We start from the raw sequence: 19,166 nt of genomic DNA, 5'->3' as shown, positions 1-19,166 counted from the left end.
CCCGTCGTGCACGTCAGCCGGTGGTGTGGCAGTCGAGGGCGGTCAGGTCGACGGCGTCGGCCATCGCCCGCATCCCCTTGTCGTTGGGGTGGATGTGGTCGCCGCCGTCGAGGGCCGGCTGCATGCGTGCCGGGTCGTGGGGGCTGCGCAGGACGCGGTCGAAGTCGGTGACGGCGTCGAACTCGCCGCTGGTGCGGATGAACGCGTTGACCTCCTGGCGTACGGCCTCGCCGGCCGGGTCCCATTCGTGCCAGCCCTTGAACGGCCCGACGGTCGCGGCGACGACGCACTTGCCGGCCGCGTGCGCCCGCTCGACGATCTCGCGGTAGCCCTCGATCAGGTCCTCGGCCGTGACGCCCGGATGGGCCTTGATGTCGTTCACGCCCTGGAAGAGGAACACGGTCCGTACGCCCGGCTGGGACAGCACGTCCCGCTCCAGCCGGTTCAGGGCGCTCCGGCCGGGGATGTCCGCGAGGACCTTGTTCCCGGCGAGTCCCTCGTTGGCCACGCCTTTCACCGCCGTGTCCGCGCGTTGCAGGCGGCGGGCCAGGTAGTCGGGCCAGCGGCGGTTCAGGTCGGCGGTGGACTGCCAGCCGTCGGTGATGGAGTCACCGAGGGCGACCACCGCCCCGGTGTCCGCCGGGGCGTGTACGGAGACGGCGTCGAGGTAGAACCAGGAGCCGGTCGGGATGGTCCAGGCGGCGCCGCTCTCCTCGGCGGTGTGGTCGCCCTGGGTCGCGTACGACGACTGCAGCGCCATCCAGTGGCCGCTGGCCGGGCCTCCCGCGTCCGGACTGTGCAGGCTGACGACGAGGTCGGTCGCGGCGGGCAGCCGGCCGGGCAGCGGGTCGCTCCACACGGTGCTGCCCGCCGGCACGGTGACGGTGCGCGCACCGCCGAAGGTCAGGCGCCGGTTGCTGCCCGGCCGCAGTTCGGCGCCCTGTTGCCGGATGCCCGCGTAGACACTGTCGAAGGTCAGTGGCCGGTCCCCGAAGGCGTTGGAGAGCCGGATCCGCAGGGCGGTCCCACCGACGCTGGTGTGCACGACGAGCCGGTAGCTGCGCCCGGCGACCCCGTCGCCCATGCGGTCGGCGCTCGCCGCCCAGGTGACGACGCCACTCGTGTCGTCGGTCGTCTCGGCGGGCGCGGGAGCGGACTGGCAGGCGGCGACCGTCAACAGGAGGGCGGCGAGCAGGAGTCCGGCCCGCACCGGGCGAAGGACTTCGGGGTGACCGAGGTCGTCGGGGGACATCCACTCCTCCAGCCAGCCTGTGCTCGGGCCGGCTTGTGGCAGGTACACGGCGTTCTGCGCGGTGAGGCGACCGTATCGGCCAGTTCCTGAGCATAGGTGATGCCTGGTGGCCCGGCGGGCGGGACTGGGCTCCCTTCCGGTGATCCATGGCTGTCCAACTGTGCGTCGTCCGCGGCGATGTGACGGGGTGCGGGAACGTTGCCCCGCGCCGAGGTGATCGTTCTCGTAGCAGCAGCACATCGACAGAAAATGGGAGGAAGCCGGATGGTCTCAGTAACGGTGGTCCGAGGTACGGCGGCAGCGGCGGCCCTCGTGTCACTCCTGGCGGTTCCCGCCCACGCCGCCGCCCGGGAACCCGGCACCACCAAGGCCGGCACCTCGGCGGGCGCACTGGCCGAACCGGATGTCGCGGGCGTGTGGAACGTCCTGACCGCGGTGCGACGGCAGGGCGCACCCGGTGCGATGGCGCGCCTCGACGACGGGGACACGATCCGCTGGGCGGCCGTCGGTGTCGCCGACCGAAGGTCCGGGCGAGCCATCAGCAACGCCGACCGGTTCCGCATCGGCAGCGTCACCAAGGTCTTCTCGGCCGTCGTCCTGCTGCAACTGGTCGACGAGAAGAAGCTGAAGCTGGACGCCCCGGTCAACCGCTATCTGCCGGGGCTGCTGCCGGACGACCGCATCACCGTGCGGCATGTGCTGAGCCACCGCAGCGGCCTGCACGACTACACCAACGAGATGTTCGCGCGGACGGTTCCCGGCTTCGAGGCGGTCCGCTCCGAGGTGTTCACCTACCGGCAACTGGTGAACCGGTCCCTGAGCAGGCCGCGCACCACTGAGCCCGGCGGCGCGTACTCCTACTCCAACACCAACTTCGTGGTCGCCGGCATGCTCATCGAGAAGCTCACCGGCCACTCCGTGCGGACCGAGTACAAGAACCGGCTCATCGACCCGCTGAGGCTGCGCGACACCTTCTACGTACACCCCGGCACGAGGATCCCCGGCCGGCACGCCCGCGGCTATCTCACCCCGGACTCCGCCGGAGCGGCACTCGTCGACTCCACCGAGCAGACGGTGTCCTGGGCGCAGAGCGCGGGCGCGATGATCTCCAGCACGCGGGACCTCAACACCTTCCTGTCGGCGCTGCTCGGCGGCCGGCTGACCTCCCGTGCGCAGCTGGCCCAGATGCAGCGGTGGGTGCCGGCGGGCACCTCGCAGGCGTACGGGCTCGGGCTGCGGCGCCGCGACCTGTCCTGCGGGACCTCCGTCTACGGCCACACGGGCGCCGTCCAGGGCTACTACACGTATGCGTTCGCGTCCAAGGACGGCCGGCGCAGCCTCGCCGCGGTCGCCAACACCTCCAACAACGGCACGGTCCTCAACTCCATGCTGGGCACGCTGGAGTCCGCGTTCTGCGGCAAGCCGGCGAAGTCGCAGCGTCGTTCGGCGCCCGTCGAACGGCACGAGGACGTCGCGCCGGGGGTCCCGCTGGGCGTGCACCAGAGCTGAGGACACCCCCGGCCCCACACCGTCGTCCCGACGGGCGGGAACCCACGAGATCCGGTGGACGTTTTCCGGACATCCCCACCGGATCTCGAACCACCCACCAGGACGGCATGATGAGCGAGTTGGTTCCCGGGGGCAATCTGCCCCTCCCGGGCGGCAGCGTGAGCGTCCGGGTGCCCGGCCCTTTCGACGTGTCCGCGCTCGTCACCGACGACAGCGGCAAGGTCCGGGGCGACGCCGACTTCGTGTTCTACAACCAGCCGTCCGCTCCGGGTGCCCGGCTCCACGGCGACACCCTGACCGTCGACCCCTCGCGACTGCGCCCGGGGGCCACCCGGGTCACGGTGGTCGTCAGCCCCGCCGCCCCCGGCACTCCCCTGGGCCGCCTGCCGTCCCCCACGCTCCAGGTCACCGGCCCGGGCGGCCACCCGATCGCCCGGTTCGCCCCGCCGCGCCCACGGCAGGAGACCGTGCTGCTGCTCGCGGAGATCTACCGCCGTGGCGGCGGCTGGAAGCTGCGGGCCCTGGGGCAGGGGTACGCGGACGGGCTGGCGGGGCTCGCGCGGGATTTCGGGGTCGACGTCATCGAGGACGCGACGCCGTCCCCGGTCCCGTCGGCGCCCGCCCCGCAGTCGCCCCTCACCCCACCCGCACCCACACCCACCGCTCCTCCCCTGCCCTCCGCTCCGCCCGCGCCGACCGCACGCCCCACGATGCGGACCCTCTCCGCCGTCACCACCCCGCACGCCCCGTTCCCCGATCGCGACGGTTTCCTGGGCCTGGTCAACTCGGCCCGCGCCGAGAGAGGTTCACCGCCGATAGCCCTCGACGCCCGCCTCGCCTCCGCCGCCCAGGCCCACGCCTCCGCCATGGCCGCGACAGGTCGGCTCGGCGTCGAGGGCCGCGACGGCGTCTCCGTGTACCAGCGCATCACCGCCGCCGGGTACGCGTATCTCACCGTCGGCGAGCACCTGGTCTCCGGCCCCCGCACCCCCGCGGAGTTCGTCGCGTACTGCCTGCGCACCGAACCGGCCCGCCGCACCCTGCACGACCCGGCCTTCACCCATGCCGCCCTGGCGTACGTCAGGGGCGGCCGCTCGGGCGACACGTTCTGGACGGCGCTGTGGGCCAGACCGCTCACGCCGGGCGACCTGTCCCGTACCGCGGCCGAGGTCGTCGAGCTCACCAACCGGGAGCGGGCCGGGGCCGGGCTGCGCCCCTTGGCCGTCGACCCCGTGCTCGCCTCCGCCGCGCAGGAGCACAGTGCCGACATGGTGGCCCGGGCCTTCTACTCCCACACCTCGCCCGAGGGGAGTCAGCCCTGGGACCGGGCCGCCGCCGCGGGCTCCACGCGGCGTTCGATCGGCGAGAACATCGCGTGCGGCCAGCGCTCCCCCGCCGAGGTCGTGGAGGGCTGGATGAACAGCCCGGGCCACCGCGCCAACATCCTCAAGCGGGACTTCACCCACATAGGGATCGGCTTCGCGGGCGGCGGACCGGCGGGGACGTACTGGACGCAGCTCTTCGGCGCCTGACGGCCCAAGGACAGCGACACGCCGCGATCTGGTCGGAACGGGACCGTCCGGGACAGGATGCCCCCATGAAGGGTGACCTGTTTTCCAGTGAGCACATGGTCCAGCCCGCCTCGGCGCCGGGCATGACGATCGAGAACGCCAAATGCGTCAAGTACGCGGTGAACGGTGAGATGCACGCCCGCCAGGGCGCGATGATCGCCTACCGCGGCAATCTGCAGTTCGAGCGCAAGGGCCAGGGCGTGGGCGGCATGCTCAAGCGGGCCATGACCGGTGAGGGGCTGCCGCTGATGGCGGTGCGCGGGCAGGGCGAGGCCTGGTTCGCGCACGAGGCGCAGAACTGCTTCATCGTCGAGGTCGACCCCGGCGACGAGTTCACGGTCAACGGCCGCAACGTCCTGTGTTTCGACGCCTCGTTGTCGTACCGGATAGCGACGGTAAAGGGCGCGGGCATCGCCGGCGGCGGCCTGTTCAACAGCGTCTTCACGGGGCAGGGCCGGCTGGGCCTGGTGTGTGAGGGCAATCCCCTGGTCATCCCGGTCTCGCCGCAGTACCCGGTGTACGTCGACACGGACGCGGTGGTCGGCTGGACCGCCGGGCTGGGGACCTCGCTGCACCGTTCGCAGTCCCTCGGCTCGATGCTGCGCGGCGGGTCCGGGGAGGCCGTGCAGCTGATGCTGCAAGGTCAGGGCCATGTCGTCGTACGGCCGAGCGAGGCGACGCCGCCGAAGGCCCAGCAGCACTGACACCTCGGGAAGTGATCTGCGCCTCACGGGCAACCCACTCGGTCGTGCCGGCGTCTTGATCGGCAACAGGTGACGCCCTGGCCCCTGAGCCAGGGCTCACTTTCCACGCTCTATACACACGACGTATACACAGAGCGTATACATGGCGTGTATATGAACCGAGAGGGATCGATGTACGGCAAGGCATTCGCCCCCGAGTACCAGGGCGCCCTGACCACCCTGTCCGTCAACTCCTCACTGACCGACGTACTGGCCGCCGGCACCGAGCAGTTGCGGGCAGCCGAGCGGGCCGGGCGGCACGGCGAAGCCGCGCGCTCGGGGCTCGCGGTCGCCGAGGCGCACCGCCGGCTGGGACAGGTCGGGGACGCGGAGCGGGCGTGGAAGGCAAGCTACCGCGCCGCCCGGGAGGCCGGGGACACCGCGGCGATGGCGTGGGCGCTGTGGAGCGGCGGCACACTGGCCCGGCAGCGCGGCGCGTTCCCCCTGGCCCGGCGGCTGCTCCAGCTCGCAGCGGACCTCGGCGAGCGCGGCGGCGACATCGTCGTACGCGGCTACTCGCTGGCCGGTCTGGCGGAGACCGGCCGGATCCAGGGCGACTACGAGGCCGTCCACCGGCTGCACGAGCAGCTGCTCGCGGAGGCCCGGCGGCGCGGTGAGGCGCGGCACACGGTGTGGGCGCTGGAGGGCATAGCCCAGATCCACCGCAACACCGGCTCGTACGACACCGCTTACGCCCTGTTCGAGGAGGCGGCCGAGATCGCCGCACGCGCCGACGACCGGCGCGGCCACGCCTGGGCGCTGCGCGGACTCGCGGACATCGTGTCCGTGCGCGACGGCGACGCCGAGCGGGCGCTGGCCCTGCTGTCCGAGGCGGAGACGACATGCCGCGCGATGAAGCTGTCCAGCGCGCTGGCCTACAACCACAAGATGCGCGGCAACGTCCTCTACCGGGCCGGGCGTTACGCCGAGGCCCGGGACCTGTACGAGCAGGCGCTCGCGGAGTTCCGCGCCATGAGCGAGCCTCGCGGGGAGGCGCTGTCCCGGCTGGGGCTGGCCAAGGCGCGGGCCCGGCTGGGGCGCGACCGCGCCGAGACCGCCGCCGAACTGGCCGATCTGGCGGGTGTGCTGGAGCGGATCGGGCTGCGGCACGCGCGGGAGATGGTGGCGCGGGCGCAGGAGGAGTTCTGCGCCCTGGAAGGTGCTGTGGCGGGCGCCGGGGCGGTGGCCGCACGGTGACGGCGCTCCCCTCCGCGGTTCAGACGCCGACGGACGCCCGCCAAGTCCTCGCCCGCTGCCGCGCCCTGGTGCGGCCCGCGCTGCGGGAGGCGGTGGGGCGGACGCATCCGTGGGTGGGTGAGATGGCCGCGTACTCCTTCGGCTGGTGCGAGGTGGGCGGCGCGCCGGCCGCGGCGTCCAGCGGGAAGGGCGTACGGCAGGCGCTGGCGGTTCTCGGGGCCGAGGCGGTCGGTGCGCCCGGGCGGGTCGCGGTGCCCGGGGCGGTCGCGGTGGAGTTGGTGCACGCCTTCTCCCTGCTGCACGACGACATCATGGACGGCGACACGGCCCGACGCCGCCGCCCCACCGTGTGGAAGGCGTACGGCACCGGGCCCGCCGTTCTCGCGGGGGACGCGCTGTTCGCGCTCGCGGTCGAGACGCTCGCCGTGGAACCGGCGGGCCCGCCGGCCGTGCGGCTGCTGTCGGTGGCGTTGCAGGACCTGGTGCGCGGGCAGGCGGACGACCTGCTGTTCGCGACGCGTCCCTGGACGGGGCCGGAGCGGGTGCGGCCGGACGCGTACCGGACCATGGCCGAGCACAAGACCGGCGCCCTGCTGGGCTGTGCGGCCGCGCTGGGCGCGCTGCTCGGCGCTGCGCCGCCCGCGACCATCGCCGCCCTCGACCGAGCGGGACGGCATCTGGGGATCGCCTTCCAGATGGTCGACGATCTGCTGGGCATCTGGGGCGACCCGGCGGTGACCGGCAAACCGGTGTACGGCGATCTGCGAGAGGGGAAGAAGACGTTCCCTGTGCTGGCCGCACTCGACTCCCCCGCCGCCGGTCGTCTCTCCGCGCTGCTGGAGTCGGCCGCCGACCCCTGTGAGGTGGCCGCGCTGATCGAGGAGTCGGGGGGCCGCACGGCCACGCTGGACGAGGCACGGCGCCAGGTGACCGCCGCCGAGGCGGCTCTGGCCGGCGTACCGCTGGAGGCGGGGGCCGCCGAGGAGCTGCGGTCACTGCTGGACTTCCTCATGCGGCGCGACCTGTGAAAGCGTGGATCACCGCCCCACGCCGGAAAGGTGACTGCCTTGATCGGGATCTCGGACGTCGAAGCCGCGGCCGACCTCATCGCCGGACAGGTCGTACACACCCCGACCGTACCCAGCCCCGGCCTGTCGGCCCTCCTCGGCGTTCCGGTCACGGCCAAACTCGAACTCCTCCAGCGCACCGGCTCGTTCAAGGCCCGCGGGGCGACGGCGAAGCTGCTGTCGCTGAGCGACGCCCAGCGGGCCGCCGGGGTGGTGGCGGTCAGCGGGGGCAACCACGGAATCGCCCTGGCGATGACGGCCGCCGTCCACGAGGTGAAGGCCACCGTGGTGATGCCGCGTACGGCCCCGGCCCGCTCCATCGGGCTCGTCGAGGACGCCGGGGCGTCGGTGCGGCTGACGGACGACATGGACGGCGCGTTCTCGCTCGTCACGCGGCTGCGGGACGAGGGGCTGACGCTCGTCCATCCCTTCGACGACCCCTTGGTGATCGCCGGCCAGGGCACCGTCGGGCTGGAGCTCGCCGACGACGCCGGTGATCTCACGGACGTGCTCGTCAGTGTCGGGGGCGGCGGGCTCATCGCCGGCGTCGCGGTGGCACTGCGGGCCCGCCGCCCGGACGTGCGGATCTGGGGTGTGGAGACCGAGGGCGCCGAGGCCATGTCCGAGGCGCTGACGGCGGGCGCGCCGGTGCCGGTGGCCCTGTCGTCGATCGTGTCCACGCTGAGCGCGCCGGCCGTGTCGCGACTGACGTACGACCATGTGTCCGCCCTGGTCGACGAGGTGCTCGTGGTCTCGGACCGGGAGGCGGTGCGGGGCGTGCTCGACCTCGCCGAGCACGCCAAGGTGTGGGCGGAGCCGGCCGCCGGGTGTCTGCTGCCCGCGGCCCGGCGCGTGGTGGAGCGGGTCGGGGGCGGCGTCCGGCTCGGGCTGGTCGTGTGCGGGGGCAACGCGACGACCGGGGATGTGCTGCGCTGGGCGAAGGATTTCGGTCTTCACTGACACCCGCTGGCTCAATTCCCGTGGTTTTTCGGATTCTTACTCGCGCGTAAGCATCAAAAGAAAAGAGAGGCCGTTTGGTTGAGGATTTCGTTGAACACATCCCGTCGTCCCTGTCGTACTCCTGTGAGAAATAGGAGTCAGGGGTTCAGCGAGGGATGGCCATGGTCAAGGCGCGCGTCTCCACAGCCGAGTTGGTCGCCGGAAGGTACCGGCTCGTCGATGTCGTCCATCGCGAGACGAACCGCGTCAGTTACTACGGCGAGGACATGGAGACCGAACACCCGTGCCTTCTCACCCAGATCGGGCTCCCCGACGATCCGTGCCCCGAGGAGGGGCGCCGGGCCACCTCGCGAATCCTGCGGACTTCCGAGCGAATGGGGCTGCTGCGCCCGGGGCGGGTCGCGACCGTCCTGGACGTCGTCGAGGAGTCCGGCAGCCTGTGGATCGCCACCGAGTGGATCAATGGCACGCCCCTCGGTGAACTCCTCACACAACAGCGCACGTTCAACTATGTACGGGCCGCGCGCATCGGCCTCGAACTGCTCGACGTGCTGGAGGCCGCGCACGTCGCGGGCATCACCCACGGCGAGCTGAGCCCGGGCCAGGTCTTCGTGCGCGACGAGGGCTCCGTCGTCGTCACCGGCTTCGGGCTGGCCGGCGCGACCCTCGCGCCCCGGGTCGCCGCGCCGTCGTACGCGTCCCCGGAACAGGCCCGTGACGAGCGCATCGGGCCTGCGTCGGATCTGTGGGCGCTCGGCGCGATCCTCTACACGATGGTCGAGGGGCGCCCGCCGTATCGCGAACGGGACCGGCCCGAGGCCACGTTGAAGGGCGTGGACCGGCTTCCGCTGCGCGCCCCGGTGCGGGCCGGGCCGCTCACCCAGGCGGTGCAGGGGCTGCTGCGCAAGGACTCCCGGGAGCGGCTGAGCCGGCCGGTGGTGCGTGAGGCGTTCGTCCGGGTCCTCAACGAGGACCCCGAGGCCGCCCTGCGGGCGGAGCCGCGCCCTCGTCTGCGCGGCATGTACACCGGGGGACCGGGCTGGGGCAGACGTGCCATGGTCGCCGGCACCGCCCTCGCCGTGGTCACCGTCGCGGCCGCCGTCCTGGTGGTGACCAGCGGCCGGCCGGACGACTCGGGTCCGTCGGCGGCGGATACGACACCCGGCCCGTCCACCTCCACCGGGGCGCCCACCGCCCCGTCACCCACTGCCACGCCCACCCCGTCGCCGAGTTCGTCCCCTACACAGGAGACGACGGAGCCGGGGACGCCCACCGCCTCCCCCTCGGACACGGCAGCCCTGCCCCCCGGCTTCACGACGTACAAGTCACCGGACGGCTTCTCCGTCGCCCTGCCCGAGGGCTGGCAGCCGCTGCGCACCAAGCGTGCCTCGGACCTGGCGTACCGCGTCTTCTTCAGCGCCGACGGCGATGAGCGCAAACTGGCGATCACCTACAGCGAGGCTCTGGGCTCGGACCCCGTCGCCATCTGGCGCGACGACGTCGAACCCGGCCTGGAGGAGCGGAGCGGGTTCCAGCGGATCGGCGAGATCGAGGCGACCACGTACCAGGGATACGAGGCCGCCGACATGGAGTGGCTCTCGGACGAGGACGGCGTCCGTGTCCGTACCTTCGGCCGCGGTTTCCTCATCGATGAGCACCGGGGCTACTCACTGCGCTGGACGACCCCGGAGGCCGACTGGGACGACCCGGCCAACCAGCAGGCCCTGGATGTCTTCCTGCGGACCTTCCGGGTACCCGAGGACTGATCAGGCCGACGCGCGAGGCGCGCGCATCGCCCGCAGGGGCAGGCGGTGCAGCGGATCGGTGCGCCAACGCGCCGTGAACGTCCGGTCCTTGAGCGAGCACGTCACGTCCAGGTGGTGCGGGGTCTCCAGGAAGGCGATGTCCACGACGAGGGTGTCCGCGTCGGTCCAGCCGCCGCTGACCGCAGTGGGCACCGGCTCCTCGGCGACGGTCCAGCCGGCGTCCCCGAGCCGCAGCCGAAGAGGGTGGCCGTCCTCGGTGAGCGTCAGGGTCCAGCCGTCCGCGCCGGGCGTCAGGTCGATCGCGGTCAGCTTGGGCAGGTGCCCGCGGACACCGGCGTCCGGCGTGAACGCGGCGGCGGACCAGGCCTCGGCCCGCTCGGGCGGTGCGGGCTTACCGCCGGCGGGCGGCAGCGCGAGGCCCGCCAGCCGCTGCGCCAGGGCCGCGTCCGCCGCCTCGCCGCCGGTCAGGGGCGCGGACCGGAACGCCGGCAGCAGATGCTCCCAGACCAGGTTCAGCAGTCCCGGCATGTCCCAGGTGTCCGCGGTCGTCGCGATCACGGCGTCCTGCTCGGGCAGCACCACACAGAACTGACCGAACATGCCGCCACCGCGATAGCCGTGCCGGGACATCCAGAACTTGAAGCCATAGCCCCGTTGCCAGTCGTCCCCGGGCATGACACCGGCGTTCGCGATCTGCCGACGCGTCGCCTCGGCCACCCACCACTCGGGCAGCAGCCGCTCGCCCTCCCACACTCCGCCCCGCAGATACAGCTGGCCGAGCCGGGCGATCGCGTCCGTGGTGGCGTGCAGCCCGCTGAAGCCGAGCTCCCGGCCGCTGCGGTCACACAGCCACCCGATCTCGCCGATGCCGAGCGGGTCGAGCAGCCGCGGCCGGAGGTACTCGGTCAGCGACTGGCCGCTCGCCCGCCGGACGACGGCGGCGAGCGTGAAGGTGGCGGGCTGGTTGTAGGCGAAGACGGTCCCCGGGTCGCGGGACGGGGGCACCAGCAGGAACCCGCGGACGAGGTCCTCGCGGTCGAGGTCACGCGCCGCGAAGATCGTGTCGGTCTCGTGCCCGCTGGCCATGGACGCCACGTGCCGCACGAGCATCGCACGACTGCGCGGATCGGTGATGTCGGCCTCGAACTCGGGGAAGTACGAGATCACCGGGTCGTCGAGCCGTATCAGCCCCTCGCCCGCGGCGATCCCGGCGGCGGTCGCGGTGAAGCTCTTGCTGATCGAGTAGAGGAGATGCGGGCGTTCGGGGGTGTACGGCGCCCACCAGCCGGAGGCCACGAGGTGGCCGTGCCGCAGGATCATCAGGCTGTGCGGCTCGATGTCGGGGGCGGTGTCGAGGGCGTCGAGGAAGGCGAGGACACCGGAGGCGTCGACGCCTTGGGCGGCGGGGGAGCTCGAGGGCAGCGGGCGGGCAGACATACGGGCATCCTCTCCCGATACCCGGGCACCTCTCCGAGACGTTTTTCACCCGGACGTTCACCCGCCTCCTGCGGTCCGCCGGAGTCCTGCCCCGTCCGTCCCGTTTTCCACACCAGTGTCCGGGGACTCGGCCCCTATGGTGCAGATCGGATACACGATGATGACCGAGCAGGCCGGCCCCCGTGAGCTGGTGGACCACCTGGTCCGCGCCGAGGAGGTGGGCTTCGACTTCTCCGTGACCTCGGACCACTACTTTCCGTGGCTGCGTTCACAGGGTCACTCGCCGTACGCGTGGAGTGTGCTGGGCGCGGCCGCCCAGGCCACGTCGCGGATTCCACTGATGACGTACGTGACGTGTCCGACCGTCCGCTACCACCCGGCGGTGGTGGCCCAGAAGGCGGCCACGATGCAGCTGCTGTCCGAGGGCCGGTTCCGGCTGGGGCTCGGCTCGGGCGAGAACCTCAACGAGCATGTCGTGGGCGGCGGTTGGCCGTCCGTCGACGTGCGGCACGAGATGCTCGAGGAGGCGGTGGAGATCATCCGTGCGCTCTTCAAGGGCGGCCATGTCAACCACCGCGGCACGCACTTCGACGTCGAGTCGGCCCGTCTGTGGGATCTGCCGGACCAGCCGCCGCCCCTCGGCATCGCGGTTTCCGGGGAGCAGTCCTGCAAGCTCGCGGGCAGGCTCGGCGTCCTGGTGATCGCCACGGAGCCCAAGGCGGGCCTGTTGGAGGCGTTCGACCGGCACGGCGGCGAGGGCAAGCCGCGCGTGGGACAGCTGCCGGTGTGCTACGACCCCGACCGGGACACCGCGATCAAGCGGGCCCACAGCCAGTTTCGCTGGTTCGGCGGCGGCTGGAAGGTCAACTCGGAGCTGCCGCACCCGGACTCCTTCGAGGCGGCCACCCAGTTCGTCACCCAGGACGACGTCGCCGACTCGATCCCGTGCGGCGACGACCCGGACGCCTTCGTGGAGGCCGTGCGACCGTACGCCGAGGCGGGGTTCACGGAGATCGCCCTGGTACAGATCGGGGGCGAGACGCAGCTGCCGTATCTCGACTGGGCGGAGAAGACGCTGCTGCCCGCGCTGCGGGACGCTGTCGGCTGACCGCACGTCCACCCCACCGCACGGGGCGGCGCCGGATGCGGCCGAAGCGTCGTCCGCGGGTGCCATAGGCTGCTGGTCTGTATTTTCGCCTTCCAGCAGCCTGTACAGGAGAGTCATCCGTGAGCCTGGCGATCGTCCCGTCCGAGACGTCCCCCGTGCCCCTGTCCGACCTCGTCGCCCGCGACGCGCGCGAGTTCGGGGTCTACGCGCGGACCGGAGGGTGGGCCTTCGGCCTGATGGTGGCGCGCAGCGTGCGGCCCGGCGGGCAGAGCGCGGGCGAGACACCGAAGGTGTCCGCGAAGGAGTTCGCCGAGCTCGCCGGGTGCTCCCCCGAGCGGGTCATGCGCTACTACAAGGCCTGGGACCGGGCCGCCGACGACGGTCTCGTCCCGCACTTCGAGGCGCTGGCGCCGGGCCAGGAGGTGGAGCTGCCGGACGCCGACGTGTGGATCGGCTACTACGTCTCCCGCAACAGCGCCACCTCCGAGCGCGGCACCGCCATCGCCGAGGCCGCCGAGGCCGAAGGCATCCGCCCGACGAAGGCCCTGGAAGTCGCCGAGAACCCGACCGCGCTGCGCGCCGCGATCCTCGCCGACCCGTCGACGGCCCGCGCGGCCCGCCAGGCACTCCTCGACCGGATCATCGAGGACCCCGAGCTTCAGGCCGAGTTGGCGCGGGACGTCGTACGCACCGACGACCTGAAGAAGGCCGTCGCCAGTGAGAGCCGGGCGGCCGACCGGATCGACTACGTCCGCCAGATCGCCGAGTCCGGCCAGATCAAGACCCCGGCCGGGCAGACCGTCGACGCGCCCGTCGACCTCCGCCAGGAGGCCGAGCGGCACCTGTCGCTGATCGACGAGCTGGAGGACGACGAGGACACCGGCGAGTGGGCCACCGAGGCCTACGGCACGATGAAGTCGCTCGTCGCCGAGGCGGTGGAGGCCGACCCCGAGCTGCGGGTGCAGGAGCGGCGGACGAAGTTCTACAGCAGCCTGCAGAAGGCGACGAAGGTCTTCGAGGAGCTGACCTTCGACGATGTGCAGGAGTTCGTCGAGGACGACATGGTCCAGCAGTTGGAGGAGCTCCAGCAGGCCATCTCCAGCTGCATCGCGGCACTTCGCGGGGCGCAGGGAGGCGGCACGGCGCCGCAGCAGTAGTCGTCCTCATACCGTCGACGCGCCACCGCTCACTCCGTGTAGCGGTGGCGTGTCCACAGCGGCAGCACGAACCAGCACGCCAGGTACCAGACGACCACTCCCGAGACCAGGTAGGGCACATAGCCGTCGTGGGTGGCGACCCGCAGGATCAGCAGCAGCGAGCACGCCGTCGTCGCGAGGAGCAGGATCAGGCCGACGAAGGTCAGCCGGGACGCCCACTCCACGGCCTTCGGCTTGATGCGCCGCCCGGACACCAGGCGGTGCAGGGAGACGGGACCGATCAGGGCGCCGGTGGCGGCGGCGCCCAGCACGACCGTCACGATGTAGATGGTCTGGTCCGTGTCGTCGAGGGTGTCGTACTTCGGCGTGAAGACGACCGTGAGCAGGAAGCCGAACAGGATCTGGACGCCCATCTGGGCCACCCGGACCTCCTGGATGAGCTCGCCCCACATACGGTCGGCCCGCTCGTCCTCCGTCTCGTCGCGTCCCGTCCGTCTTTCCTTCTCGGTCATGCGGGCCGGGTATCCCAGGCGCCGAACCCTCAAACGGCGAGGCCCCGGGAGCGGCGGGCCGGCCGCCCCGGAGCCGCACGGGTCTACCAGCGGTTCTCGACCTGCTCCTTGATCCGCCGGTCGTAGAGGTTCCCGATCGCGGCGAGCGTCGCCCCGGACAGCTCCGGCAGTGCGGCCGCGGCCGCGTTGGCGCGGGCCTGCTCGGGCGAACGGGCGCCCGGAATCACGGTGGTCACGCCCGGCTGCTGGATGATCCAGCGCAGCGCCAACTGGGCCGGGGTGAAGCCCTCGGGGGCGAGGGCGGCGAACTCGACGGCCGCCTCCACACCCGACTCGTAGTCAACACCGGAGAAGGTCTCGCCCTGGTCGAAGGACTCGCCATGCCGGTTGTAGGTGCGGTGGTCGTTCGCCGGGAAGACGGTGTCCTTGGTGTACTTGCCCGACAGCAGCCCGGAGGCCAGCGGGACGCGGGCGATGATGCCGACGCCCGCCCGCTCGGCGGCGGGCAGCACCTCGCGCAGGGGCTTCATGCGGAACGGGTTGAGGATGATCTGCACGCTCGCGACGCCGGGGCGGGCGATCGCGGTCAGCGCCTCCTCGCAGGTCTCCACGCTGACGCCGTAGTGGGCGATGCGCTCCTCCGCGACCAGGGTGTCCAGCGCGTCGAACACCTCGTCCGTGGAGTAGACCGGCGTCGGCGGGCAGTGCAGCTGGACCAGGTCGAGGCGGTCCACCCCGAGGTTGCGCCGGGAACGGTCGTTCCACGCGCGGAAGTTGTCGAGAACGTAGTGCTCGGGGATCTGGTCGACGCGGCGGCCCATCTTGGTCGCCACGAAGATGTCCAGTTCGGGCCTGCCGCGCAGGAAGGCGGCGATGGTCTGCTCGCTGCGTCCGTCGCCGTACACGTCGGCCGTGTCGAAGAAGGTCACCCCCGACTCGACCGCCGCCTCCAGCACCGCCAGGGCTTCCTTGTCGTCGACGTCCCCCCAGTCGGCGCCCAGCTGCCACGTACCGAGACCGACGACGGATGCCCGCTGACCCGACCTACCGATTACACGCTCGTCCATGGCGTCAGTGTGTCATCCGTCAGGCGGGTGCGCGGAGCGGCCCCCTCCGCACACCTACCTGTGAATCTGTCACTCACACGGGTGAATCGGCTCGACAGGCCGACGGCACCTGTCAAGCCGATCCCTAGCGTGAGGCCGTGAACGCAGACTTCAGCCGCAGGGGCTTCCTCCGCACCGCCGCCATGGCCGCCGTACCGACTCTCCTCCCGGCGGATCCGGCCGTCGCGGCACAGGAGTTGCCGGATTTCCCGGCGGATGTGGCGCTGTACCGCTCCGCGTACCGCAACTGGGTCGGCGAGATCACCGCTGACGGGCTGTGGGCCTGCGCACCAGCCGGCCCTGACCAGGTGGTGGGCGTCGTCAACTGGGCCTGGCGGCACGGCCGGCGAGTCCGCGCCCGGGGTTCCTCGCACGGCTGGTCACCGCTGACGATCACGCAGGGCACTGAGTCGGACGCGCCGGTCCTCCTCGTGGACACCGCCTCACATCTCACCGGCCTGTCCCTGGAGTCGCCGACGTCGGTACGCGTCGGCACCGGCGTCACCCTGGAGGCCCTGCTCACCTACCTGGAGGAGCGCGGCCTCGGCGTCACCGCCGCGCCCGCCCCCGGCAATCTCACGCTGGGCGGCGCCTTGGCCATCGACGCGCACGGCACGGCCGTACCGGCGCGGGGCGAACAGCGGCTGCCCGGGCACACGTACGGCTCGCTGAGCAATCTCGTGCTGTCGCTGACGGCCGTCGTCTGGGACGAGGACAGCGGCGCGTACGTGCTGCGGACGTACGACCGCGACGAGGCGGACTGCGCCGCGCTGCTCACCCATCTCGGCCGCTGTCTGGTCACCGAGGTGGTGCTGCGCGTGGGCGCGAACACGAACCTGCGGTGCGTCAGCCGTACGGACATCCCGGCCGGCGAGCTCTTCGCCGCGCCCGGCAGCAGTGAGGGACGTACTCTCGCGAGCTTCCTGGACCAGGCGGGACGCGTCGAGGCGATCTGGTTCGCCTTCACCGAGTTCCCGTGGCTGAAGGTGTGGAGCGTCTCCCCCACCCGGCCGCTGACCTCACGGCACGTGACGACGCCGTACAACTACCCGTTCTCCGACAACGTCCCGCGCCCCGTGGCGGACCTGGTCGGGCGCATGGTGTCGGACGGGGCCTGGTATCTGGCGCCGCTGCTCGGCAACGCGCAGTACGACGCGGCCGCGCTCGGGCTGGTGGCGACGCTGTCGGCGGACCTGTGGGGGCCGTCCAAGAACACGCTGCTGTATCTGCGGCCGACGACGCTGAGGATAGCCACGAACGGGTACGCGGTGCTCACCAGCCGGGCCCAAGTGCAGCGCGTGGTCGCCGAGTTCACCGCCTTCTACCGGGAACGACTCACGGCGTACGCCGACCGGGGCCGATTCCCGGTCAACGGCTCGGTGGAGATCCGGGTCACCGGCCTCGACGATCCGGCGGACGTCGCCGTGCAGGGGGCGCGCACCCCGCTGTTGTCGGCGCTCAGGCCGCGCGAGGACCGCCCCGAGTGGGACACGGCCGTGTGGCTGAACATCCTGACGCTGCCGGGGACGCCCTACGCGGAGGCGTTCCTGAGCCAGATCGAGCGGTTCCTGCTGCGCACCTTCGACGGCGAGTACGCCCTGACCCGCGTCGAGTGGTCGAAGGGGTGGGCCTATACGAGGGACAGCGCCTGGAGCGACGGCGAGGTGCTGGGCGCGGTCGTGCCCGGGTCCTTCGGGGAGGACGTGTGGGGGCACGCGGCCGGAGTGCTGGACCGGCTCGACCCGCACGGCGTGTTCGGCAACGCCCTTCTCGACCGGTTGCTCCGGTGAGGTGCGGCTACTTACCGGAGGCCAGCGCCCTGGCCTGCACCGTGCGCGCGACCTTCGGACCGAGCCGGCGCTTGAGGCGCCGCAACGCCTCCACCTGCCCGGCCGCCCGGTCGATCCGGTAGTACAGCTGGGGCGGCAGGTACGGCAGCAGGGGCGAGTGGCGCTGGCCGAGCAGGGCGAACATCTGCTGCGGGGGCAGGCGGATGTAGCGGGGCAGGTTCTCGTACCACTCGGCGCTGTAGTGGGCCGCGCTCTGGACGGACAACAGGGCTTGCTTGCGCTCCTGTTCGTAGCGGGCGAGGGCCTGCGGGAGGGCGGCGTGCTCGTGCAGGGCGCCGGCGAGGGCGATGGCGTCCTCCAGGGCGAGGGTGGTGCCGGCGCCGATGGAGTAGTGGGTGGTGTGGGCGGCATCGCCGACGAGGACGAGGTTGTCGCGGTGCCAGGTGCGGTTGGTGAGGGTGCGGAAGGTCCGCCACCGGTCGCCGCCCTCGGCGCCGGAGCGGCCGACGAGGGGGTGGCCGTCGAGGACGCCGGCGAAGATCCTCTCCAGCAGGGCCACCCCGTCGTCCTCGTTCGCGGTGTCGAGGCCGAGGCCGGTCCAGGTCTCGGGGGCGCATTCGATGACACAGGTGCTGCCTTCGGGGCCGAAGCCGTAGCCGTAGCACCAGATCCAGCCGTGGCCGGTCTCGACGAAGGCGAAGGTGAAGGCGTCGAAGACCTTGCTGGTGCCGAGCCAGATGTAGCGGTTGCGGCCGCGTCTGGTCCGGGTACCGAAGTGGTCGGCGTACTGGGTGCGCAGGGTGCTGTGGACGCCGTCGCCCGCCACGACCAGGTCCGCGACGGGCAGTTTCTCCGGCATGATCTCGTGCTCGAACTCCAGCCGTACGCCCAGCGAGCGGGCGCGTCCGGCGAGGATCTCCAGCAGCCGATGGCGGCCGATGCCGTGCCCTGTGTCGCCGGACCGGCGGGTCGTCCGGCCCCGGACGTGGGCGACGCCCTCGTTCCAGCGGACCGAGCTCTCCTCGATGGCGCGAGCGGTCACGGGGTCGTGCTCGTGCAGCTGGTCGAGCAGTCCGCGCCAGTACGTGACGCCCACACCGTGGGTGGAGCCCTCCGGGTTGCGCTCGTGGACGGTGATGTCGTGGGACGGGTCCCGTAGCTTCAGCAGGATCGAGAGATACAGGCCGGCGGGCCCGCCACCGACGCAGTCGACCTTCACGCATACCCCTAGAAGTCGTCTAAAACGGTCATATCACTTTGCAGGGTAGCAAGGCGGGTGCGTTCGGCCGGGACATTCCGGATCGCGCCAGTTTTGACCGGTGAGGCAGGCCACTGGCGACACACCCGCCCGCGAAGGACCACCCGGATCGCGATTCCCAGAAGAAGGAATTCCCGCTTCCGGACCCCCGGGGCGCCCTCGACAGGAAGATCATCTTCGTTCAACTCTGTACGACATGTGCACACTTGTCCGGATCAGAGCCAACCACTCCCGACCGATTTCTCCCGCTCTCGTCCGGACCGATAGGTATGCGGAGTCGCCAACCGAACCAACCCAGGAGGTCCGCATGCCGGAACTCAGCCGTCGCCGTGCGCTCACCGCCGCGGCCGCCCTCGCCACAGCGGCCGGTGTCCAGACGCTCACCGCCCCCACCGCGTCCGCCGCCGGACACGACCACCATGCCCCGTCGTCCTTCGACGAGGTCTACAAGGGCCGCCGGATACAGGGCCGGCCGGCCACGGGCGGCCACCAGCATCACGGCGCCGGCTACTCCGTGTTCGTCGACGGGGTGGAGCTGCACGTGATGCGCAACGCCGACGGCAGCTGGATCAGCGTCGTCAGCCACTACGACCCGGTGCCCACCCCGCGCGCCGCGGCCCGCGCCGCCGTGGACGAACTACAGGGCGCCGCACTCCTGCCCTTCCCCGCCAACTGATCTCCCCCTGCCCGCCAACTGAACTGCCCTGCCCGGACTTTGGAGCACTCGCACCTC

General features: G+C 71.8%; 16 protein-coding genes. 11 read left to right on the top strand and 5 right to left on the bottom strand.

Features of this window, described 5'->3' with window-relative positions; translation table 11 throughout:
* Nucleotides 1–13 precede the first annotated feature (13 nt).
* Nucleotides 14–1,252 (bottom strand): SGNH/GDSL hydrolase family protein, encoded by a 1,239-nt coding sequence (locus ACTMVF_RS37455; RefSeq protein WP_441275539.1) that lies wholly within the window; start codon nucleotides 1,250–1,252, stop codon nucleotides 14–16.
* Between the two features lie 264 nt (nucleotides 1,253–1,516).
* Here ACTMVF_RS37455 and ACTMVF_RS37450 point away from each other — a divergent pair, with 264 nt between their 5' ends.
* The 7 genes from ACTMVF_RS37450 (at nucleotide 1,517) to ACTMVF_RS37420 (ending at nucleotide 10,065) form a co-directional block, all read left to right on the top strand.
* Nucleotides 1,517–2,761, top strand: coding sequence for a serine hydrolase domain-containing protein (locus tag ACTMVF_RS37450; protein WP_441275538.1), 1,245 nt, complete (start codon nucleotides 1,517–1,519; stop codon nucleotides 2,759–2,761).
* Nucleotides 2,762–2,871: 110 nt separating this feature from the next.
* On the top strand, nucleotides 2,872–4,293 hold the full coding sequence (locus ACTMVF_RS37445; protein ID WP_441275537.1) for a CAP domain-containing protein: 1,422 nt from the start codon (nucleotides 2,872–2,874) through the stop codon (nucleotides 4,291–4,293).
* Between the two features lie 65 nt (nucleotides 4,294–4,358).
* A complete protein-coding gene (locus tag ACTMVF_RS37440) occupies nucleotides 4,359–5,036 on the top strand; it encodes an AIM24 family protein (protein ID WP_441275536.1) in 678 nt (225 codons plus the stop codon).
* Between the two features lie 171 nt (nucleotides 5,037–5,207).
* Nucleotides 5,208–6,272: a tetratricopeptide repeat protein gene (locus ACTMVF_RS37435; RefSeq protein ID WP_441275577.1), complete on the top strand. Its 1,065-nt coding sequence runs from the start codon at nucleotides 5,208–5,210 to the stop codon at nucleotides 6,270–6,272.
* Complete coding sequence (locus tag ACTMVF_RS37430; protein ID WP_441275535.1) at nucleotides 6,269–7,300, top strand: polyprenyl synthetase family protein; 1,032 nt, start codon at nucleotides 6,269–6,271, stop codon at nucleotides 7,298–7,300. Before ACTMVF_RS37435 ends, ACTMVF_RS37430 begins: the two co-directional genes overlap by 4 nt.
* A 39-nt stretch (nucleotides 7,301–7,339) precedes the next feature.
* Complete coding sequence (locus ACTMVF_RS37425; protein WP_441275534.1) at nucleotides 7,340–8,299, top strand: threonine/serine dehydratase; 960 nt, start codon at nucleotides 7,340–7,342, stop codon at nucleotides 8,297–8,299.
* Between the two features lie 155 nt (nucleotides 8,300–8,454).
* Nucleotides 8,455–10,065 (top strand): serine/threonine protein kinase, encoded by a 1,611-nt coding sequence (locus tag ACTMVF_RS37420; protein WP_441275533.1) that lies wholly within the window; start codon nucleotides 8,455–8,457, stop codon nucleotides 10,063–10,065.
* Here ACTMVF_RS37420 and ACTMVF_RS37415 read toward each other — a convergent pair whose 3' ends face one another.
* The gene (locus tag ACTMVF_RS37415; RefSeq protein ID WP_441275532.1) at nucleotides 10,066–11,502 is read right to left on the bottom strand and encodes a serine hydrolase domain-containing protein; all 1,437 of its coding nucleotides are present in this window, start codon (nucleotides 11,500–11,502) and stop codon (nucleotides 10,066–10,068) included.
* Between the two features lie 136 nt (nucleotides 11,503–11,638).
* Here ACTMVF_RS37415 and ACTMVF_RS37410 point away from each other — a divergent pair, with 136 nt between their 5' ends.
* The gene (locus tag ACTMVF_RS37410; protein WP_441275531.1) at nucleotides 11,639–12,610 is read left to right on the top strand and encodes an LLM class F420-dependent oxidoreductase; all 972 of its coding nucleotides are present in this window, start codon (nucleotides 11,639–11,641) and stop codon (nucleotides 12,608–12,610) included.
* A 119-nt stretch (nucleotides 12,611–12,729) separates the two neighbouring features.
* A complete protein-coding gene (locus ACTMVF_RS37405; RefSeq protein WP_441275530.1) occupies nucleotides 12,730–13,767 on the top strand; it encodes a hypothetical protein in 1,038 nt (345 codons plus the stop codon).
* A gap of 29 nt (nucleotides 13,768–13,796) precedes the next feature.
* Here ACTMVF_RS37405 and ACTMVF_RS37400 read toward each other — a convergent pair whose 3' ends face one another.
* Both ACTMVF_RS37400 and ACTMVF_RS37395 read right to left on the bottom strand, forming a co-directional pair.
* Nucleotides 13,797–14,279 (bottom strand): DUF6328 family protein, encoded by a 483-nt coding sequence (locus ACTMVF_RS37400; RefSeq protein ID WP_441275529.1) that lies wholly within the window; start codon nucleotides 14,277–14,279, stop codon nucleotides 13,797–13,799.
* Between the two features lie 83 nt (nucleotides 14,280–14,362).
* Nucleotides 14,363–15,346 carry an aldo/keto reductase gene (locus ACTMVF_RS37395; protein ID WP_441275528.1) on the bottom strand — a complete coding sequence of 328 codons (984 nt, stop codon included), beginning with the start codon at nucleotides 15,344–15,346 and terminating at the stop codon, nucleotides 14,363–14,365.
* A gap of 182 nt (nucleotides 15,347–15,528) precedes the next feature.
* Here ACTMVF_RS37395 and ACTMVF_RS37390 point away from each other — a divergent pair, with 182 nt between their 5' ends.
* Nucleotides 15,529–17,175 carry a cholesterol oxidase substrate-binding domain-containing protein gene (locus ACTMVF_RS37390; protein ID WP_441275576.1) on the top strand — a complete coding sequence of 549 codons (1,647 nt, stop codon included), beginning with the start codon at nucleotides 15,529–15,531 and terminating at the stop codon, nucleotides 17,173–17,175.
* Between the two features lie 7 nt (nucleotides 17,176–17,182).
* Here the strand turns inward: ACTMVF_RS37390 and ACTMVF_RS37385 are convergent, their stop codons facing one another.
* Entirely contained in the window at nucleotides 17,183–18,394 is a 1,212-nt protein-coding gene (locus ACTMVF_RS37385; RefSeq protein WP_441275527.1) for an FAD-dependent monooxygenase, read from the bottom strand.
* A gap of 346 nt (nucleotides 18,395–18,740) precedes the next feature.
* Here ACTMVF_RS37385 and melC1 point away from each other — a divergent pair, with 346 nt between their 5' ends.
* Complete coding sequence (gene melC1 / locus ACTMVF_RS37380; protein WP_441275526.1) at nucleotides 18,741–19,109, top strand: apotyrosinase chaperone MelC1; 369 nt, start codon at nucleotides 18,741–18,743, stop codon at nucleotides 19,107–19,109.
* Nucleotides 19,110–19,166: the final 57 nt, after the last annotated feature.

The sequence above is a fragment of the Streptomyces sp. SD31 genome, assembly GCF_052068475.1.
GTDB lineage: Bacteria > Actinomycetota > Actinomycetes > Streptomycetales > Streptomycetaceae > Streptomyces.
This window is presented reverse-complemented; position numbering and strand designations above follow the sequence as displayed.